Origin of the sequence: Mucilaginibacter lappiensis (assembly GCF_900155965.1) — a bacterium.
Classification (GTDB): domain Bacteria; phylum Bacteroidota; class Bacteroidia; order Sphingobacteriales; family Sphingobacteriaceae; genus Mucilaginibacter; species Mucilaginibacter lappiensis.
In genome coordinates this window covers 179,925-198,193 of record NZ_FTMG01000007.1, presented here as the reverse complement: position 1 = coordinate 198,193, position 18,269 = coordinate 179,925, and the positions used below count along the sequence as shown (strand labels likewise).

The 18,269-nt window shown below is 44.4% G+C and carries 14 protein-coding genes; 5 read left to right on the top strand and 9 right to left on the bottom strand.

Annotated elements, in window-relative coordinates; all coding sequences use genetic code 11:
* Window positions 1–102: 102 nt before the first annotated feature.
* The 8 genes from BW976_RS15175 to BW976_RS15140 all read right to left on the bottom strand — a co-directional run bounded on the left by BW976_RS15175 (window position 103) and on the right by BW976_RS15140 (window position 9,449).
* The gene (locus BW976_RS15175; protein ID WP_076374157.1) at window positions 103–2,484 is read right to left on the bottom strand and encodes a 3-hydroxyacyl-CoA dehydrogenase/enoyl-CoA hydratase family protein; all 2,382 of its coding nucleotides are present in this window, start codon (window positions 2,482–2,484) and stop codon (window positions 103–105) included.
* A 114-nt stretch (window positions 2,485–2,598) separates the two neighbouring features.
* Complete coding sequence (locus BW976_RS15170; protein WP_076374156.1) at window positions 2,599–3,051, bottom strand: DUF2147 domain-containing protein; 453 nt, start codon at window positions 3,049–3,051, stop codon at window positions 2,599–2,601.
* 395 nt (window positions 3,052–3,446) lie between these two features.
* Window positions 3,447–3,707: an acyl-CoA-binding protein gene (locus tag BW976_RS15165; protein WP_076374155.1), complete on the bottom strand. Its 261-nt coding sequence runs from the start codon at window positions 3,705–3,707 to the stop codon at window positions 3,447–3,449.
* Window position 3,708: 1 nt separating this feature from the next.
* On the bottom strand, window positions 3,709–4,167 hold the full coding sequence (locus BW976_RS15160; protein WP_076374154.1) for an acyl-CoA thioesterase: 459 nt from the start codon (window positions 4,165–4,167) through the stop codon (window positions 3,709–3,711).
* A gap of 153 nt (window positions 4,168–4,320) precedes the next feature.
* Window positions 4,321–5,298, bottom strand: a complete 978-nt coding sequence (locus BW976_RS15155) for an electron transfer flavoprotein subunit alpha/FixB family protein (RefSeq protein ID WP_076374153.1) — start codon at window positions 5,296–5,298, stop codon at window positions 4,321–4,323.
* A 112-nt stretch (window positions 5,299–5,410) separates the two neighbouring features.
* Entirely contained in the window at window positions 5,411–6,154 is a 744-nt protein-coding gene (locus BW976_RS15150; RefSeq protein ID WP_076374152.1) for an electron transfer flavoprotein subunit beta/FixA family protein, read from the bottom strand.
* A gap of 231 nt (window positions 6,155–6,385) precedes the next feature.
* Window positions 6,386–8,182 (bottom strand): acyl-CoA dehydrogenase family protein, encoded by a 1,797-nt coding sequence (locus tag BW976_RS15145; protein WP_076374151.1) that lies wholly within the window; start codon window positions 8,180–8,182, stop codon window positions 6,386–6,388.
* Window positions 8,183–8,540: 358 nt separating this feature from the next.
* On the bottom strand, window positions 8,541–9,449 hold the full coding sequence (locus BW976_RS15140; protein ID WP_076374150.1) for a helix-turn-helix domain-containing protein: 909 nt from the start codon (window positions 9,447–9,449) through the stop codon (window positions 8,541–8,543).
* Window positions 9,450–9,693: 244 nt separating this feature from the next.
* Here BW976_RS15140 and BW976_RS15135 point away from each other — a divergent pair, with 244 nt between their 5' ends.
* The 4 genes from BW976_RS15135 to BW976_RS15115 all read left to right on the top strand — a co-directional run bounded on the left by BW976_RS15135 (window position 9,694) and on the right by BW976_RS15115 (window position 16,041).
* Window positions 9,694–10,917 carry an OmpP1/FadL family transporter gene (locus tag BW976_RS15135; protein WP_076374149.1) on the top strand — a complete coding sequence of 408 codons (1,224 nt, stop codon included), beginning with the start codon at window positions 9,694–9,696 and terminating at the stop codon, window positions 10,915–10,917.
* A gap of 18 nt (window positions 10,918–10,935) precedes the next feature.
* Window positions 10,936–12,258: an SGNH/GDSL hydrolase family protein gene (locus BW976_RS15130; RefSeq protein WP_076374148.1), complete on the top strand. Its 1,323-nt coding sequence runs from the start codon at window positions 10,936–10,938 to the stop codon at window positions 12,256–12,258.
* An 884-nt stretch (window positions 12,259–13,142) separates the two neighbouring features.
* Window positions 13,143–14,561 (top strand): glycosyl hydrolase family 18 protein, encoded by a 1,419-nt coding sequence (locus BW976_RS15120; RefSeq protein ID WP_076374146.1) that lies wholly within the window; start codon window positions 13,143–13,145, stop codon window positions 14,559–14,561.
* A gap of 82 nt (window positions 14,562–14,643) precedes the next feature.
* A complete protein-coding gene (locus BW976_RS15115; protein ID WP_076374145.1) occupies window positions 14,644–16,041 on the top strand; it encodes a glycosyl hydrolase family 18 protein in 1,398 nt (465 codons plus the stop codon).
* A 64-nt stretch (window positions 16,042–16,105) separates the two neighbouring features.
* Here the strand turns inward: BW976_RS15115 and BW976_RS15110 are convergent, their stop codons facing one another.
* Window positions 16,106–16,993: a 1-aminocyclopropane-1-carboxylate deaminase/D-cysteine desulfhydrase gene (locus tag BW976_RS15110; protein ID WP_076374144.1), complete on the bottom strand. Its 888-nt coding sequence runs from the start codon at window positions 16,991–16,993 to the stop codon at window positions 16,106–16,108.
* Between the two features lie 203 nt (window positions 16,994–17,196).
* Between BW976_RS15110 and BW976_RS15105 the strand changes: the two genes are divergently transcribed.
* Window positions 17,197–18,234, top strand: a complete 1,038-nt coding sequence (locus BW976_RS15105) for an RluA family pseudouridine synthase (protein ID WP_076374143.1) — start codon at window positions 17,197–17,199, stop codon at window positions 18,232–18,234.
* Window positions 18,235–18,269 lie beyond the last annotated feature (35 nt).

Below are 18,269 nucleotides of genomic sequence, written 5' to 3'. Positions count from 1 at the left end.
TCTTTTCTGTTTAGTTTGTTGTGGTTCGGGTTTCGAGGGTCGGGTTTCGGGTATTTTAATCTCTCGTACCCGGAGCCACGCAACGCGAACCCCACCACCCATTTAATTCCTTAACACTTTACCACCTGTTATGATCGACTGGATGCGCTCCAGCGTTTTGCGTTCGGTGCACAGGGAAACAAAAGCTTCCCGCTCCAGGCCCAGTAAATATTCTTCACTTACCAGCGATGGCTGCGACAGATCGCCGCCGGCCAGTACGTAGGCCAGCTTTTGCGAAATTTTAACATCGTGCTCGCTGATGTAATTACCACTGTACATGGTATTGGCGCCTACATAGCCCAGGCCCAGGGCCTGTTTGCCCAGCACCCGGATATCGGTGCGCTGAACAGGTTGTACATAACCCTCGTTAGCCAGTTGTAAGCAATGCTGTTTGGCTTCTGCCAGCAGGCGGTTTTGTGATACTACCACCACGTCACGACCTTTTTTTAGATAGCCAAACTCAAAGGCTTCATATGCCGAAGTAGATACTTTAGCCTGCCCAATGGTCAGGAATCTGTCTCGGAAATTGTTGAGTTCGATATCGCCGTCCTGTAATTCGTCCGATAGGCGCAGGGCGAATTCCTTGGTACCGCCGCCGCCGGGGATCAGGCCAACGCCAAATTCCACCAGGCCCATATATAATTCGGCATGGGCAACTACTTTATCGGCATGCAGGCAAAGCTCGCAGCCACCGCCCAAGGCCATTTGATGAGGTGCCGCTACCACCGGAATGGATGAATAGCGAATACGCATCATGGCAGTTTGGAAAGCCTTGATCACCATATTCAGTTCATCAAATTCCTGCTCTACGGCCATCATAAATATCATACCCACATTGGCACCTGCGCTGAAATTGGCGCCTTCGTTCGAAATCACCAGACCTTTATAACTTTTCTCAGCCAGGGTAATGGCTTTGTTAATACCTTCTATCACATCGCCGCCAATGGTATTCATTTTGGTGTGGAACTCCAGGTTGATGATGCCATCGCCGATGTCGGTAATAGTAGTGCCGGTGTTTTTCCAGATGGTATTGGCTTCGCGAATATTGCTTAGCAGTATAAAATTCTCGGTTCCAGGAATTACTTTATAAGTTCTGGAAACGATGTCATAATACTGGCGGTTGCCATCGGCTATTTTATAAAAACTCTCGGCGCCGGAGGCCAGCATATCATACACCCATTGGGCAGGTTTGCTGCCTGCTGCTTCCATGGCTTTTACGGTATCGGCAACGCCAAGGGCGTCCCATTTTTCAAAGGGGCCCATTTCCCAGCCGAAGCCGGCATTAACGGCGGCATCTATTTTATAAAGCTCATCGGCAATTTCGGGGATGCGGTTACTGGCGTAGGCAAAAAGCTGATAGAAAGTGGCGCGGTAAAAATCGCCTGCTTTATCTTTTGCTGCGAACAGGATTTTTAACCGATCCTTTAAGCTGTCGACTGTTTTGGTAATATCCAGTGATGGGAATTTTACTTTTTGCGATGGTTTGTATTCCAGCGTTTTCAGATCAAGCGCGAAGAATTGATTGGCACCATCTACCTTTTCTTTTTTATAAAAGCCCTGCCCGGTTTTGCTGCCCAGCCAATTGTTCTTCAACATGCCGTTCACAAATTCAGGAATGGCGAATAGTTCTTTTGCCTCATCATGGGGTGCGTTCTTGCTGAGGCCATTGGCCACATGCACCATGGTATCCAAACCTACCACATCATTGGTGCGGAAGGTAGCCGATTTGGGGTGACCAATAACCGGGCCCGTTAGCTTGTCGATCTCTTCCACCGTCATGCCGGTTTTTTCGGCATAATGCAATATGCTCATGATGGCGAACACTCCAATGCGGTTACCGATGAAGGCGGGGGTATCTTTAGCCAAAACGGTAGTTTTTCCCAAGAACTTCTCGCCATATTCCATCAGGAAATCGACTACTTCTGGTAATGTATCTTTTGTGGGGATGATCTCTAGTAGTTTTAAATATCTTGGTGGATTAAAAAAGTGACTTCCGCAGAAATGCTTTTTGAAATCGTCACTTCGGCCTTCGGTCATTAAATGGATTGGGATACCCGACGTGTTGGAGGTAATGAGTGTACCTGGTTTACGATATTTTTCGACCGTTTCAAATACCTGTTGTTTAATGTCCAAACGTTCCACCACTACTTCAATCACCCAATCGTAATCGGCAATTTTAGCCATATCATCCTCAAAGTTGCCGGTACTGATGCGCCGGGCAAATGATTTGAGATAGATAGGCGATGGGTTTGATTTTAAAGCGAAATCAAGCGCGTCGTTAACAATTTTATTGCGGGCTTTTTTATCGCCTGCGGGGGCATCTTTTGGTACAATATCCAATAGCAGAACCTGTACCCCTATATTGGCGAAATGACAGGCAATACGGCTGCCCATTACACCCGAGCCCAGAACGGCTACTTTTTTTATAATTCGTTTAGCATTCATAGATTGTGTTTTATTAGAATCAAGAACCGAGAGGCAAGAATCAAGAGAAGAAAAATAATTACAGGTGGTTTTATCTTGGTTCTTGACTCTTATCTCTTGACTCTTTTTCGTTATTTATTCCGCCCGTTCCCAGACAGTTGTGCGGCCAAACAGCGATACGCCGATGTAGCCGCGAATTGATAATGTTTTGCCTTTGTAAGTGATATTGCAGGAGTAGGTTTTTCCGTTTTTAGGATCGTAGATCTTGCCATCGGTATATTTGTCGTCACCATCATGCACAAAGCCTTCCAGGATGTGTAAACCTATGATGGGGCGGCTGCGCAGTTTTTCGTCCTTGTTTTCATCATCTACTTTAGGTTTGCCATTTTTGAGCGGCTCCTTAAGCCATATTATTTTACCGTTAAACTTACCATCTGTGCCTTTGCTGATCTGTATTTTGGCGCTTTTGATATCATTGTACCAAAGCCCCTCAATTTTATCGGTCTGGGCCTTGGCCGCAATATTCACGGATACTACAGTAAGCAGGATTAATACGAAACGGGCGAAATGCTTTTTAGATAATGACATGGCTTTTTTTGATGCTATTGTCGAATAATTAAATATGTCTTTTTGAAGGCTGCCAAATCACCATATATACAACGGCAAATCAGCATCCCTTTTGCAGGAGACAAATACAATTAAACGACAGGGTTAAAAAAAATAATTTAGTATTGGTTTATTTAAAGAATCAAGATATTAGAATCAAGAATTAAGACAAACAGTAATTGTTGGCTATATCCTTATCTTGATTCTTGGCTCTTAATTCTTGGTTCTCATTTATAGTAAACAAATATCCTTTTTAGCGAAGTTTAACAAAGGGCCAAATGGCGGAAACATTTGTCAAAATTTCGGAAATTCTATTTGTGTTACTATAAATTGGTTCATTTAAAGATAGGTGTTTTTTGGGATTATTTTACGCCCCTTTACTTTCCTGACAATTCCCTTACCAGATCAATATATTGCTGGCGGGCAGTATCAGTAGTAACACCTTTTAAATTTAACCAGGCATCATATTTGGCCTTGGCCACAAAGTCAAACATTCCCGGTTGATTATCCGTGTTAATGTCGCCTTCGGTAGCTTGTTTGTATAGGCTATATAAACGCAGCAGCGTATCGTTATCGGGTTTGGCGGGTAACGTTTTACTGTCTGCTACTGCTTTTTCAAAAACTTCTTTTTGATCCATATTATTTGTTTTGATTTTGCGACTTGGGAAGTTCCTCCGCATAGTCGTCGCTTTTGGGCGCTTTGGTGAATAGCTCACCTAATTCGGCAGGTAATGGGGTCAGTTTGCGCTTCACGGTATCTATCCAGGCACCCTGCACCATGATTACAGCGGCTTTAATACCATCGCCGCGATATACCTCCTGCCTGAATGTCCAGCGTGAACCATCGGCCCGGGAGCTGACTACCTCGCAGGTTACTTTGATATGATCATTAATGGTGATTTCGCGCAGATAGTTAAGCTCTTCCTTAAACAATACCGGGCCTATTTTAAGCTCAAAAAGCTTGGTGGGCATGGAGCCGAGGCTTTCGAGCAAATTTAACCTGGCCTGCGCGGCAACATCGGCATAAGCCGAGTGTCGCATATGTTGGTTAGCATCCAACTGGGCCCATATCACCTGTCCTTCATAATAAACATTCATCGTTTTATTTAGCTTAAGGCTTAAAGCACAAAGCTTAAAGCGTTTTTACCTATTAAACCCCTGGCAGCTTTCAGCTTTTCGCTTTCAGCTCTTAATTATGGTTTTGCTTGAAATTTCTTACGGCTTTTAGCTTTCGGCTTTAAGCCTTAAGCTCTACTTCTGGTTTTGCTTAAAGTTCTTTACGGCTTCGGTAAGTCGTGGTAAAATCTCCATGGCATCACCCACCACACCGTAGTTGGCGGCTTTAAAAAAGGGCGCTTCCGGATCTTTGTTAATCACGACTATGGTTTTTGAGCCATTAACTCCAGCCAGGTGTTGTATAGCGCCAGAAATACCTACGGCTATGTACAGGTTTGGTCTTACTGTACCCCCGGTTTGGCCAACATGCTCATGGTGCGGGCGCCAGTGCGCGTCGGCCACGGGGCGGGAGCAGGCAGTACCTGCGCCTAATTCTTTAGCAAGACTTTCGATCAGTCCCCAGTTTTCAGGACCTTTCATACCGCGACCACCGGATACCACCAACTGCGCATCGGCCAGCGGAATCTCACCTTTGATCTTGTTAACCTCTTTAACCTTAATACCAAAATCTTTATCGCCAAAGCTTACATCCAGTTTTTCGATAGTAGCTTTGCCCTCGACTTTGTTTAATTGAAAAGTATTAGGCATCAGGGTGATCACTTTTACATCGCTGGTAATATTCACAAAGGCAAATGCTTTGCCCGAGAATACCGCCTTTTTGATCACGAAGCCATTATCCAGATCGGGATAAGAGAGCGCGCCTGCTACCAAACCTGCCTTTAATTTAGCGGATAAACGTGGCGCAACCGCACGTCCATTGATATCATGTAAAGCGATGATGATCTTACTACCTTCTTTCTGAGCGGCAGCCAGCAATGCGCTGGTGTATGCGCGGGCGTGCAGCTCATCCAGGCGGGCATCGGCCACATGTAAAACTTTTTGTGCACCGTATTGACCCAGGCTTTCCATTTCACTATTGGAAAGGGTGCCTAATACCACAGCGCTTACTGTTGTACCCGTTTTTTGGGCGATGCCGGCAGCATACTGCACAGCTTCAAAACTCTTCTTTTTTATATTTCCTTCGGTATGTTCTACCAATACTATTACAGACATTTTTATAGGTTTTAGACCTCACCCTGCCCTCTCCAAAGGAGTGGGTTCTAAAAAAATTGTTTTTAAAGTCCTCTCCTTTGGAGAGGATTTAGGTGAGGTAATTCATAATTAATTATATCACCTTGGCTTCCGCATGAAGCAATTCTACCAGCTCATCCATGTTATCAGCACTAACCATTTTTATACCAGCTTTAGCTGGCGGCAATTCGTAGGATAAAATTTCAGTTACCGAGCTAACAGCTGCTGGCGCAACCACTTTAAGCGGACGGGTACGGGCGGCCATAATACCGCGCATATTAGGGATGCGAGCTTCGGCAACACCTTTTTGACAAGCGATCACTACGGGCAGGCTGCAGGTATCTGTTTCTTCGCCGCCTTCTATCTCGCGTTTTACAGTGGCGGTTTTGCCATCTGTCTGGATATCGCTGGCAAAGCCGATGTAATCGGTATCCAGCAATTCGGCCAGCATGGCGCCTACGGCTCCGTTGTTATAATCGATGGACTCTTTGCCGCACAGAATCAGGTCGTAACCTACTGTTTTGGCATATTCGGCTATATAATTGGCTGTTTCATAAGGATCATGGCTGTCGGCATCAATGCGTATAGCTTCATCGCCACCTAATGCCAGCGCTTTGCGGATCACCGGCTCGGTATCGACCTTGCCAACGGTTATCAGATGTATATCGCTGGCAATTCCTGCTTCTTTCAGTTCAAGGGCACGCACCAGTGCATACCATTCGTCGTAAGGGTTTATTACATAGGTAACACCCTGGTTATTAATAGCTGTATTATTATCCTTTAGTACAATTTTGGTGCTGGTATCCGGCACCTGGCTTATACACACTAATATCTTCATGTTTTTATTTTAGGTTATGCGGGTTTGGAATCAAGAGATAAGAGTCAAGAATCAAGAAGGTCACAAAAGTTATTCAAAGTTTTTCTTGATTCCTGACTCTTATATTCCTGTCTCTCTTAAAAAGCCCCTGTGAGTCTCCCCACCGGCCTGGTAGGGGAGAATCTCGGTCCTCTTGTCGGGAAGCGTCGAGTGCATAGCACTCCCTTTCCTCTGGAGAGGTCGGGGTTTTCGTTAATAGCAATATTTATTTTCTTCGATCAATTTGGCGGCTATATTTCTGCGGGCCTGTGTAGTATTGATGTCTTCGGTTTTGGTGAAGCGTTTAAGACCCATCAGCATCATGCGGCGTTCGTCGCCATCGGCAAATGAATTGATAGCTTCGCGACCTGCCTTGGCTATGTTACCGGCTGCATCATTGATGTAAACCCGCATAATATCCAGTTGTTCTTTAACAGCATCTTCGCCTTTCATGCTTACCAGTTTTTCAACACGTAACTGTAATGATTCGCTTACGTAAAGCTCTATCAACATATCGGCCAGGTACATTAATACTTCCTGCTCTTTACCCAACTGGGTCATTAGCTTTTGTACTGCCGCGCCGGCTACCATCAAAACGGCTTTCTTGAAATTGGCGATATATTTTTTCTCATGAGTGAACAAGCCCTCATCATCCGAGCCGCCAAAATCAGGTACACTTACCAGTTCGCCGGCTGCTTTCTGGGCAGGGCCCATCAGGTCGAGCTCGCCTTTCATGGCGCGTTTCAGCATCATATCAACAGTAAGCATCCGGTTAATTTCGTTGGTGCCCTCAAATATGCGGTTGATGCGTGAGTCGCGATAAGCACGGTCCATCGGCGCTTCGGCGCTGTAACCCATGCCACCATAGATCTGCACGCCTTCGTCGACCACATAATCCAATGTTTCGGAGGCGTGTACTTTGATAATAGCCGCTTCAATCGCAAATTGTTCGGTACCTTTTAATTTAGCCTGGATGGCGTCCATACCCGATGCTTCATACATTTCGGTAGCTTCCTCCATGTTCTGACTGGCACGGTATATAGCCGACTCAGATGCATAGGTGCGGATAGCCTGTTGCGCAATCTTATAGCGGATAGCGCCATATTTAGAGATTGGCCGGCCAAACTGTTCACGCTCATTGGCATAACGGATAGCCAAGGTAATCACTTCTTTACTGGCACCCACAGTAGCCCCGCCCAGTTTAATACGACCGAGGTTGAGGATGTTAACCGCTATTTTAAAGCCGTTTTGTCTTTCTGATAACAGGTTTTCAACCGGTACTTTGCAGTCATTAAAAAACACCTGGCGGGTTGAGCTGCCTTTGATGCCCATTTTATGTTCTTCGGTATTCAGGGATAGTCCTTCAAAGCCTTTTTCTACGATAAAAGCGCTCAGGTTCTCGTCGTTATCAATCTTGGCAAACACGGTAAAAATATCGGCAAAGCCTGCATTGGTGATCCACATTTTTTGACCGGTGAGCAGGTAATACTTGCCATCGGCCGAAAGTTTTGCACGTGCCTTGCCCGAGTTGGCATCAGAGCCTGCACCCGGTTCGGTAAGGCAATAGGCGCCTTTCCACTCGCCGCTGGCCAGTTTGGGGATGTATTTTTCTTTCTGCGCATCGGTACCGTAATATAAAATAGGCAAGGTGCCAATACCGGTATGGGCCGAAAAAGCTACGGAAAATGAATTGCCCGCACCCAATTTTTCGGTAACCAGCATCGATGTTTTAAAATCTTTACCAAAGCCGCCATATTCTTCGGGAATGGAAATGCTCAACAGACCAAGCGCACCGGCCTCTTCCATCAAGTGTGGCATTAAGCCTTCTTCCTGCTCGTCAATGCGCGCTAAATTGGGTGCTACGTTCTGGGCCAGAAAATTGGTGCAGGTTTCGGCGATCATCAATTGCTCTTCGTTCCATTCTTCCGGAATAAAAACATTCTCAGCCTGTGTTTCCCTGATCAGGAACTCACCTCCTTTTAAGGCTTTTATTGATTCAGTCTCACTCATAGTTCAATGTTTTTAGTATCAAGTAGTTAGTATCAAGTATCAAGATTTTAAATGCTATTCAGATAAACACAAGTGTCTTGATACTTGATACTAACTACTTGATACTTGTTTTTGTTGGTTTTATAATCAGGAGTAAAATTAGAAGCCTTGCCTGCTGAAAAAAAGGGCAGCAATGCGGAGGTATTGGTCAAAAAGTCGGAAAGAGGAATGGAGTGGTGAGTGGTAAGAGACCCTAACAGGACGGAAATTTTCTTTTGTCATTCTGAGGAACGAAGAATCTATTATGGGGTATATAAAGCCGATGAATAGATTCTTCGTTCCTCAGAATGACAAACTGTTTTGAATGGTAATAACCCCATTAATGTGCAGCCACCACCCTATAATCTGATGGAGACATCCCGGTATGTTTTTTAAAGTATTTGCCAAAGGATGATTGATCGGGAAAATGGATGCCTTCGGCTACACGGGCAATGCTGATATCATGGTTGCGGAGCAATACTTTGGCTTCGAGTACAACGGCATCGTCTATCCATTCGCCGGCGGTGCGGCCGGTTACCTCCTTAATGGTTTCGGTAAGGTGCTTGGGCGATACATATAGCGAATCGGCATAATATTGCACGTTGCGGTGTTCTTTATAGTGATGAAAAACCAGTTCCTGGAACAATACATTTAATTCCTGCTTGCGCGTTTGCTTGCCTTTGATCATCACATGCTGCTTTTCGTAAATAGATTCCACCTCGTACAGCATGGTGATTAACATACTTCTGGATATTTCCATCCGGTAGGGATGATGCTCGCGTTCCAGTTTTTGCTGCATGAGCAGGTAAATATCCAGCAGCATTTTGGCATCCTCATGATCGGGGTAGATAACCGGGAGCGAGGCACTTTTAAAATAACTGAACGACTCCAGAAAGTGACTGCTCACATTGTTTTCGGTTAAAAAAGCTTTGGAGAAAACGATGAAACGGCATAAAAAATCATCACTGCTGTTATAGATCCTTAAGATGTGAAAAGGGGTGGCCAGTAGCATGGCATCAGGCTTGGCATCGTAAACCTGCAAATTGGCTTCTACCAACGCATGTCCGCGGGTACAAATGCCTATAATATAACCGTCGGAACGGTAGGGATATTCGCTTAAACTGAGTAACTGCTTTTCGTCGGCAATAAAAAATTCAGGGCTTACGCGCTTGTCTGCATAAAGGTCGGCAAATTTGGAAAGACTAAGCTGAGCGATCTTCTTGCTCACATATCTGGCATTCTTATTCATGTACGGAAAGATATGATTTTATTGTCTAATAATTAATGAAAATTGTTAATTAAACGGTAATAATATTTAATAGTATTGGTGCTAATTATACTATGAATTAAGCTTTCTCCGACTTTTTGACCAATACCTCCGCATTATAGCCCTTTTTTTCCTTTCAAACCATCCTAATTTTATTTTTTAAATAAATACCGTATTGTTCTCTCTCAAAGCAAGCGGCATATTATAAACCAATTATATTTTACTCATGAGAAAACTTATACTATTGCTATTTGCAATAATGCCTGCTATTGCATTTGGCCAGGGTTTCCAGGTTAATCTTCACGGACAGAAACAAATCGGTATGGGCCATACCGGGACCGGCTTGTTGCAGGATGGTGCTTCCGTATTATTTAACCCGGGCGCGCTTGCTATGCTGCCACAAAATTATGTACAGGCCGGCATGAGCCCGCTGCTTTTTAAGTCGGACTTTAACCCGAGCGGTACCACAGATCAGTTTCGTACCAAAAACAAGATAGCTACGCCATTTACGGCTTATGGTGTTTGGGGGCCAAAAGACGCCCGATGGAAAATTGGTTTAGGCGTTTATACCCCATACGGTGGTTTAACCGACTGGGGACAAGATTGGGCAGGTAAGTATTCGCTCGAAAGTCTTAACCTCAAGGCCATTTATTTTCAGCCAACGCTGAGTTATAGAGTAACCGATTTCCTGAGTTTGGGTGCAGGTTTTGTTTATAACCATGGCACGGTTGATCTGACAAGAGCCATTCCGGTGTCTAATTCATCGGGTCAGGATGGGCAGGCTGAATTGAAGGGTAACGGTCATGGATTTGGCTGGAATGCAGGCGCCTTTTTTAAAACCAATGTTGGTTTAACCATCGGGCTTGATTATCGCTCACAGGTAAATACCACCGTGAAAAATGGCGACGCTATTTTCAAAGTGCCATCTTCATTACAAAGCAGCTTCCCACAGCCTAATACTTTTACAACTACACTTCCTTTACCTTCCACATCTTCCATTGGTTTAGGATACAAGCCGTCAAACAAATGGACGCTTGCGGTAGATGTGAACTTTACCAAATGGGATGTGTACAAAACGCTTGGGTTTGATTATGCCAAAAACACCCCTACTTTACAGGATACCTATTCGCCGCGTAATTATAAGAACGGATGGAGTTACCGGGCTGGTGCCGAATATAAAGCCACTGATAAAATATTTGTACGCGGTGGCGGTGGTTATGTTACCACAGCGGTTAATGATGGCTATGTTACCCCAGAAGCGCCGGATGCTAATCGTTATTACTTAACAGCCGGTTTAGGTTATAAAGTAACCAAAAATCTTGATCTGGATGTTTCATTTGAGTACGAACATCTTGATGCGCGCACGCAAACAAACATCGAGTCGCAGTTATCGGGTACGTTTAAAACCAATGTTTATATCCCCGGTTTATCGCTTGCTTATCACTGGTAACATTTAAATTCTAATCAAATGAAAACTTACAGATCATATTTACATATATTTTTAGTTACGGGTTTATTAGGCTTTGGCGCCTGTAAAACCAGTATTAATACACCCGCACCTTCGCGCGGAACGGCCGATTTTTCAAGATACATTTCGGTAGGGAACTCGCTTACCGCAGGCTATGCCGATGGCGGCTTATACCTGGAAGGTCAGTTAAATTCCTATCCAAGTATTATCGCGGCACAAATGCAAAAAGTGGGTGGTGGTACATTTACCCAGCCCCTGTTTAGCACCGATCAGGCCGATGGCTCAGGGCACCTTATATTAACAGGTTTTAATGCTGACGGCACACCTAAAACGCAACAGGTTGCAGCTACAGCCGTACGTGATCAAATAACAATTCCCGGATTTGGCAACGTGGTTCTGTTTGCCAAATACACCGGTGATATCAATAACTATGGTGTACCGGGTATTAAGTTACAGCAAATTACGTATGCGCCTTATGGTAATCTGAATGGTTATTTTGAGCGGTTGCTGCCTGGTAATTCACCAACCAACACCACAACCTACCTGGATTTTGTAACCGCTAAACCTTATACGTTTTTTACAGATTGGTTAGGTAATAATGATGCCTTGTTGTACGCTACCAGCGGTGGTGCAGGCGATGTGTTGACAGATAAAGCCCAATTTTCGCAATTGTATAATTATTCAATTGGACAGTTAACCAAAAGCGGACAAAAAGGTGCTGTGGCTACCATTCCGGATGTTACCGCTGTGCCTTATTTTAATACGGTAACGGTTGGCGCCATTTTAGCCGCTGTACAAAAGGCAAATCCGGCAGCGAAGGCTTTGGTCATTAATGCGCTTAATGCAGATGGTTCTCATTCGCCAAGAGTAGCTACAGCAGCCGACTTGATCGTTCTTACTTTTCCAACCAGTATGATCGGGCAACCTGTAAATACACCTGTTGGGCCTCTTCCATACGGTTTAACCCCTTATACGCCAATTGATGATAAATATGTTCTTGACCAGGGCGAAGTAGCGATGACACAGGATTATGTAAACTCTTACAATGCAACCATTAAAGCCGCTGCTTCGGCAAAAGGACTGGCCGTTTTTGATGCTTATGCTTTCTTAAATAATGTAAAAGCCAATGGATTAGTTGTTGATGGGGTGAACCTGAGTTCGGCCTATATCAGCGGCGGTATATTTTCGTTGGATGGGGTGCACCTAACTCCACGTGGTTATGCCGTTGTAGCTAACGAGTTTATTAAGGCTATTAATAAGCAATATAACGCATCTATACCGCTGGCTAATGTTTCCAGCTATAGGGGAGTTAAGTTCCCATAAAGATATTCAAATAACTATTACTGATCTTACCAAAGCCGTTCTCTGAAAAAGAGAGCGGCTTTTTTTGTTTTATCTTATTAAAATAAGTCAGCACCCCTTTCAAAGAGCAAAAGGCATGTGCGATTCCCTCGGGAAGGGTCAATGTCATTAAGTTAAGGGGAAACGCAAAAGCAATTCCGCAAAAGCCCCCTCTAAACGGCGACGCCCTCATGTAATAATCTCCCCCGGAAGGGGAGACTTAGCTTCAATTTTTTAAAGTCCTTCTTACCGGGGAGGATTTAGGAGGGGCTCCATGTGCTTAACTTAATGACATTGCGGGAAGGGGGGGAAGGGGTTTATGGAATAGGATATTCCGGGCGTATAAACCCCTCCCGACCACTACACCTGCCCAAAGCACCTCCCGTGGGGAGGGAATTAGAAATGCCTCCCTTTGGTCCTTTATCATAATCTTTTGATTTTATAATAAAGACTCACCATAATGCCCAATTTGAACAACTCTCCTTTGATATACCATTATTCCCCAAAGCCATTTTAATTCATCATTCCCAATGCCCAAAGTTTAACTAATAAGTAAACTGCGAGCCAAGCGTATCATGAAAAATATTTTTCATTAATATTTATAATATACTTATCGTAATGATACCCTACAAAAGCACTACAATGCTTGTTATTTAAGCGTATTGTGCTGTATTTAAGCTATTTATAATAAAATATTACATTAGATTTACTTTTATAAAACATACCCTGAATTACTTATTACTATAACTATTGATATCATAATTTGATATTATAAGCACGCAAAACGCCTGCTACCAGGGTTCCTTTTGTTGAAATAGCGTACTAACCAATCATAAATACATTATTAACCACTTAACTCTTAACTTATGAAATTGAATTTTAACTCTTTTCTGCTCCTCGGAGTATTTTCGGTATTATTTGCCTTATCATCGTGTAAAAAAGATAACCGGGCCGATTTTGCACCTGTAAACAACAACGATGCGGCTTCAAAAGGCAAGCAAGGTACTAACGCCGTAACTGCCGCTACATTTAGGGTAGTGGCCTATTTGCCCAGCTGGGAAGGCGATGTAAATGCCGTTCAGTACACTAAATTAACCCATATTATTTATGCCTTTATTTCGCCTACAACCAGTGGGGGCTTAAGTGCTATCGATAACCCAGGCAAATTGGCCAGCATGACCACGCTGGCACACAATAACGGTATAAAGGCACTTATTGCTGTTGGCGGCGGTGGCGGCGGTGATGCTTTTCATACCATAGTGGCAAGTTCCAGCTTACGCACCGCATTTGTGAATACCATGGTTAACTATGTAAATCAGAATAATTTGGACGGTGTGGATATCGACTGGGAATTCCCTTCGGCCGGTACCGAAGCCAACAATTTTGCCTTGATGATGCAGCAACTGGCCAACGCCATGCACGGCATTGGAAAATTAACATCGGCGGCCGTTATTTCAACCGGAGCCACTTATGTAACCAGTACCACCATGACTTCTGTCGACTGGCTCAATATTATGGATTATGATGATAATAATTTTCAGCATTCTACCTATCAATCTGCAGTTGACTGCCTGAACTATTGGAGCGGTCGCGGACTGGCGTTGGAGAAAACCGTTTTGGGCGTGCCTTTCTACGCACGTGACAATAGGGGCGATTACATCACCAAAAACTATAATGATGTATTGGCTTTAGGCGGCAGTCCCAATTCAGATACCTTTCAAAATTATGGCTATAATGGTATTCCTACTATTACCAATAAAACTAATCTGTGTTTTACTCAGGGCGTAGGCGGTATGATGATATGGGAACTAGCCGGTGATGCTACAGGTGCAAATTCCTTGCTTTCAACCATTCATAATGTGATCTTAGCGCAGGGCGGTACCACCCCTCCAACGGGCAGCAATCCACCTATAGGTACCGTAATATCCCTCAAAGGGTTTAACAACGCGTTTGTAAGCGGCGAAAATGGCACACAAGCCATGACCTGTACCCGCACCACAGCCGGCGACTGGGAGCACTTTACCGTGATTGACGCCGGGGGAGGTAAAATCTCCTTACGTAGTATGGGCAAATATGTATCGTCAGAAAACGGAGCGATGGCCATTACCTGTAACCGTGCCACAGCCAGCGATTGGGAAAAATTTGACTGGATAGCCACTCCCGACGGTAAAGTAACCCTGCGTGGCAATAACGGTTTATTCATCAGTAGTGAAAACGGTACCCAGGCCATGACCTGTACCCGTACTACGGCTTCCGGATGGGAATCCTTTACCGTAGGCAACTAAATCAAATGACCAATTAATTAATACCGGCGACTCACCGCCGGTATTAATTAACTATATCTAACTAACCACTAATCATTCATTTATGAAAACAAAGTTTAACTCGTTCCTGCTGCTTTGTGTGGCCGCGGTGCTTCTGGCACTTTCTTCTTGTCGAAAAGACAACAATTTATCACCTTCTGCTCCAACCCCTTCGCCCGATGCGCCCAACAGGCCCTTAGGTACCTCGGCCATTCCTGGGGGTTTTAAGGTAGTAGGTTATTTACCGAGTTGGGCTGGTGCTGTTAACCAGGTTCAGTATTCCAAATTGACCCACATTAACTATGCGTTTGTAATACCAACCGCTTCTGGCGGATTGGGTGCCATTGATAATATTCCAAAATTGCAAAGCCTGGTAAGTACAGCCCATGCCAATGGCGTTAAAGTGTCTATATCTATAGGAGGTTGGAATGATGGCGACCACAGTGCTTTTGAATCCCTGGCTGCCAACTCCGGTACCCGTACCAGTTTTGTTAATAATTTACTTAATATGGTTAACCAGTATAACCTGGATGGAGTCGATATCGACTGGGAGTATCCTGACAATGGCACTTCGGCCAATAATTATTCGGCCATGATGCTGGCGCTGAGTAATGCTTTACATGCCCAGGGTAAATTATTAACCGCGGCTGTGATCTCCAGTGATGGTTCAACAATCAACGCCAATGTTTTTGGCTATGTTGATTTCCTGAACCTGATGGCCTATGATGGCGACGGACCTAACCATTCCCCCTATTCACTAGCTCAAACCTCATTAAATTATTGGATAGGCAGGGGTTTACCAAAAGCAAAAGCCATATTAGGAGTGCCTTTTTACGGCAGGTCGCCCTATACTTCTTATGCCGATATCCTGGCAGGCGGTGGTAGTCCTAATTCAGATACCTGGAACGGGATAGGGTATAACGGCATCCCAACTATTAAAAGCAAAACTTCATTGGCACTTAACCAGGGTGGTGGTATCATGATATGGGAATTATCGCAGGATGTTACCGGGGCTAATTCATTGCTTTCGGCTATTTATGATCAGCTTTCTGGTGGTGTAACACCTCCAAACGGCAGCAATCCACCAATAGGTTCGGTGATCACACTTAAAGGATTTAATAATGCCTTTGTGAGCGGCGAAAACGGCACCACAGCCATGACGTGTACCCGCACCACTGCAGGAGATACCGAACACTTTACGGTGATTGATGCAGGCGGCGGCAAAATATCCCTGCGCAGCAAAGCCAAATATGTATCGTCAGAAAATGGTACTATGGCCATTACTTGTAACCGGGCAACGGCCAGCGATTGGGAAAAATTCGATTGGATAGCTACCAGTGATGGTAAAGTAACCTTGCGGGGTAATAACGGCTTATTTATTAGCAGCGAAAACGGTACGCAGGCCATGACCTGTAACCGTGCTACAGCCTCGGGATGGGAATCATTTACTGTAGGTAACTGATCTATCCCGTATATTAATTATAGTGTAAATGCCTGGTTTCGGAGCCAGGCATTTTTTATGTTGATCAAAATTTATCTTTCATACCTAGTAAACCCCAGATTCCCCCGCTATGAATGGCCAGGATCTTGCTGCCGGGTTCAAAATGGCCTTTGCCGATGAGATCGTAAAGCGCGTACATCATTTTACCGGTATACACTGGTTCAATCACAATGCCGGTAGCGGCTACAAATTCTTTTATAAAACCGATTAGCTCAGCATCGGCTTTGCCGTAACCCCCAAAGTGATAATCTGTATGCAAATCATAATCTGCAGGAGTAATCAGAAATTTGTTGATTTCCTCCCGGATAAATGCACCATTTTTAAATACCGGAACCGCATTAAACCGGGTTTTAAGCTGACGCCTGCTTAAACCGTTGATAATTCCTGCCGCCGTAGTACCTGTGCCGCAGGCGCAAAAAATATGATCGTAAGTTTCGGTAAGTTCATCAACCAGTTCGGCGCAACCCAAAGCAGCTTCCGGCGATGCGCCACCTTCATCAATAAAAAAAGCATCGGTATCATCGCCGTAGTGTTGAGCAAATAGGGCATGTTTATCGCGATAGCTATCTCTGTCGGTAAATACTAACCGCATGCCATGCAGTTTGCATAAAAACAGCGTATCATTATTCACTTGCTCGCCGCGTACTATGCCGGTGGCTTTAAACCCGAATTTTGCAGTAGCTGCGGCAGTAGCCAATAAATGGTTAGAGTAGGCCCCGCCAAAGGTTATTAGGTGATTTTTGCTTTGGCTTTGCGCGGTTTTGAGCAAGTATTTTAGTTTGCGCCATTTGTTGCCTGATATCATGGGATGTATCAGGTCGTCGCGTTTCAGAAAAACTTTTACGCCGTGTTCATCAAACAGCGGGTTGCTGATGGCTTGAACCGGACTGAAAATTTCGAGATCAATATTCATTATTTAGTATCAAGTAGCTAGTATCAAGTATCAAGACATCTTGCAAATGCCAAACTGTTTAAAAATCTTGATACTAATGATCAAATATCAGCATTTTGGTTGTTTGGTGAGGGATATTAAAGTCGCTAATAATCTTGATACTTGATACTAGCTACTTGATACCCGCTACTAGTACGACAAAAAACGATTACTTTTGCCCTCAAATGGCAGACGATACCGAGTTTATAGAGCAGGAAGAACAGGACTTATTTGAGCACTTACGCGTTGTGGTTGACAAAGGGCAATCCCTGTTGCGTATTGATAAATTTTTGATGCACCGGGTGGAGAATGCCTCGCGCAACCGCATCCAGAATGCTATTGAGCTTGAAAACGTGCTGGTGAATGATAAGCCCATTAAATCAAGCTACCGCGTAAAACCACTTGATGTGATATCGGTAGTGTTGCCACACCCGCCTCGTGATACCGAAGTCTATCCCGAAAATATCCCCATCAATATTGTTTATGAGGACGATGATGTGCTGATAGTTGATAAAGCCGCCGGTATGGTGGTGCACCCTGGTTATAATAATTATACCGGTACACTGGTTAACGCCCTGGTTTATCATTTTCAGCAGCTGCCTACCTTGCCAGGTAACGATGGCCGGCCAGGTTTGGTTCACCGCATTGATAAAGATACTTCGGGACTGCTGCTCATCAGCAAAAACGAGCGCTCCATGAACTGGCTGGCCAAACAGTTTTTTGATCACACCATTACCCGTAAATATATAGCACTGGCCTGGGGTGATCTGGAACAGGATGGTACAGTAACGGGCTATATTGGTCGCAGTGTGAACGACAGACGGGTGATGTCGATATATGATGACCCTGAAAAAGGAAAGTGGTCGGTAACACATTATAAGGTACTGGAGCGTATGGGCTATGTTACGCTAATTGAATGTCAATTGGAAACCGGTCGCACTCATCAGATCAGGGCGCATATGAAACATATCGGTCACCCACTGTTCAGCGACGCTACCTATGGCGGCGATAAGATATTGAAAGGTACGGTATTCAGCAAATACAAGCAGTTTGTTGAAAATTGTTTTGAGCTGATGCCAAGGCAAGCCCTGCATGCGCAAACATTAGGTTTTTTGCACCCCACATTAAAAAAACAGATCGCCTTTGAATCGCCGTTGCCGCCCGATTTTGAAAGCGTGCTGCAAAAATGGCGTAAATACACGGAAACAGATATGAGAAATTAGATGTGAGATATGAGAAAAAACGAAATGAAACAATT

Excerpts from the sequence above, each read along its gene's own strand:
- BW976_RS15175 (WP_076374157.1), bottom strand. The coding sequence starts at position 2,484 with ATGAATGCTAAACGAATTATAAAAAAAGTAGCCGTTCTGGGCTCGGGT.
- BW976_RS15170 (WP_076374156.1), bottom strand. The coding sequence starts at position 3,051 with ATGTCATTATCTAAAAAGCATTTCGCCCGTTTCGTATTAATCCTGCTT.
- BW976_RS15165 (WP_076374155.1), bottom strand. The coding sequence starts at position 3,707 with ATGGATCAAAAAGAAGTTTTTGAAAAAGCAGTAGCAGACAGTAAAACG.
- BW976_RS15160 (WP_076374154.1), bottom strand. The coding sequence starts at position 4,167 with ATGAATGTTTATTATGAAGGACAGGTGATATGGGCCCAGTTGGATGCT.
- BW976_RS15155 (WP_076374153.1), bottom strand. The coding sequence starts at position 5,298 with ATGTCTGTAATAGTATTGGTAGAACATACCGAAGGAAATATAAAAAAG.
- BW976_RS15150 (WP_076374152.1), bottom strand. The coding sequence starts at position 6,154 with ATGAAGATATTAGTGTGTATAAGCCAGGTGCCGGATACCAGCACCAAA.
- BW976_RS15145 (WP_076374151.1), bottom strand. The coding sequence starts at position 8,182 with ATGAGTGAGACTGAATCAATAAAAGCCTTAAAAGGAGGTGAGTTCCTG.
- BW976_RS15140 (WP_076374150.1), bottom strand. The coding sequence starts at position 9,449 with ATGAATAAGAATGCCAGATATGTGAGCAAGAAGATCGCTCAGCTTAGT.
- BW976_RS15135 (WP_076374149.1), top strand. The coding sequence starts at position 9,694 with ATGAGAAAACTTATACTATTGCTATTTGCAATAATGCCTGCTATTGCA.
- BW976_RS15130 (WP_076374148.1), top strand. The coding sequence starts at position 10,936 with ATGAAAACTTACAGATCATATTTACATATATTTTTAGTTACGGGTTTA.
- BW976_RS15120 (WP_076374146.1), top strand. The coding sequence starts at position 13,143 with ATGAAATTGAATTTTAACTCTTTTCTGCTCCTCGGAGTATTTTCGGTA.
- BW976_RS15115 (WP_076374145.1), top strand. The coding sequence starts at position 14,644 with ATGAAAACAAAGTTTAACTCGTTCCTGCTGCTTTGTGTGGCCGCGGTG.
- BW976_RS15110 (WP_076374144.1), bottom strand. The coding sequence starts at position 16,993 with ATGAATATTGATCTCGAAATTTTCAGTCCGGTTCAAGCCATCAGCAAC.
- BW976_RS15105 (WP_076374143.1), top strand. The coding sequence starts at position 17,197 with ATGGCAGACGATACCGAGTTTATAGAGCAGGAAGAACAGGACTTATTT.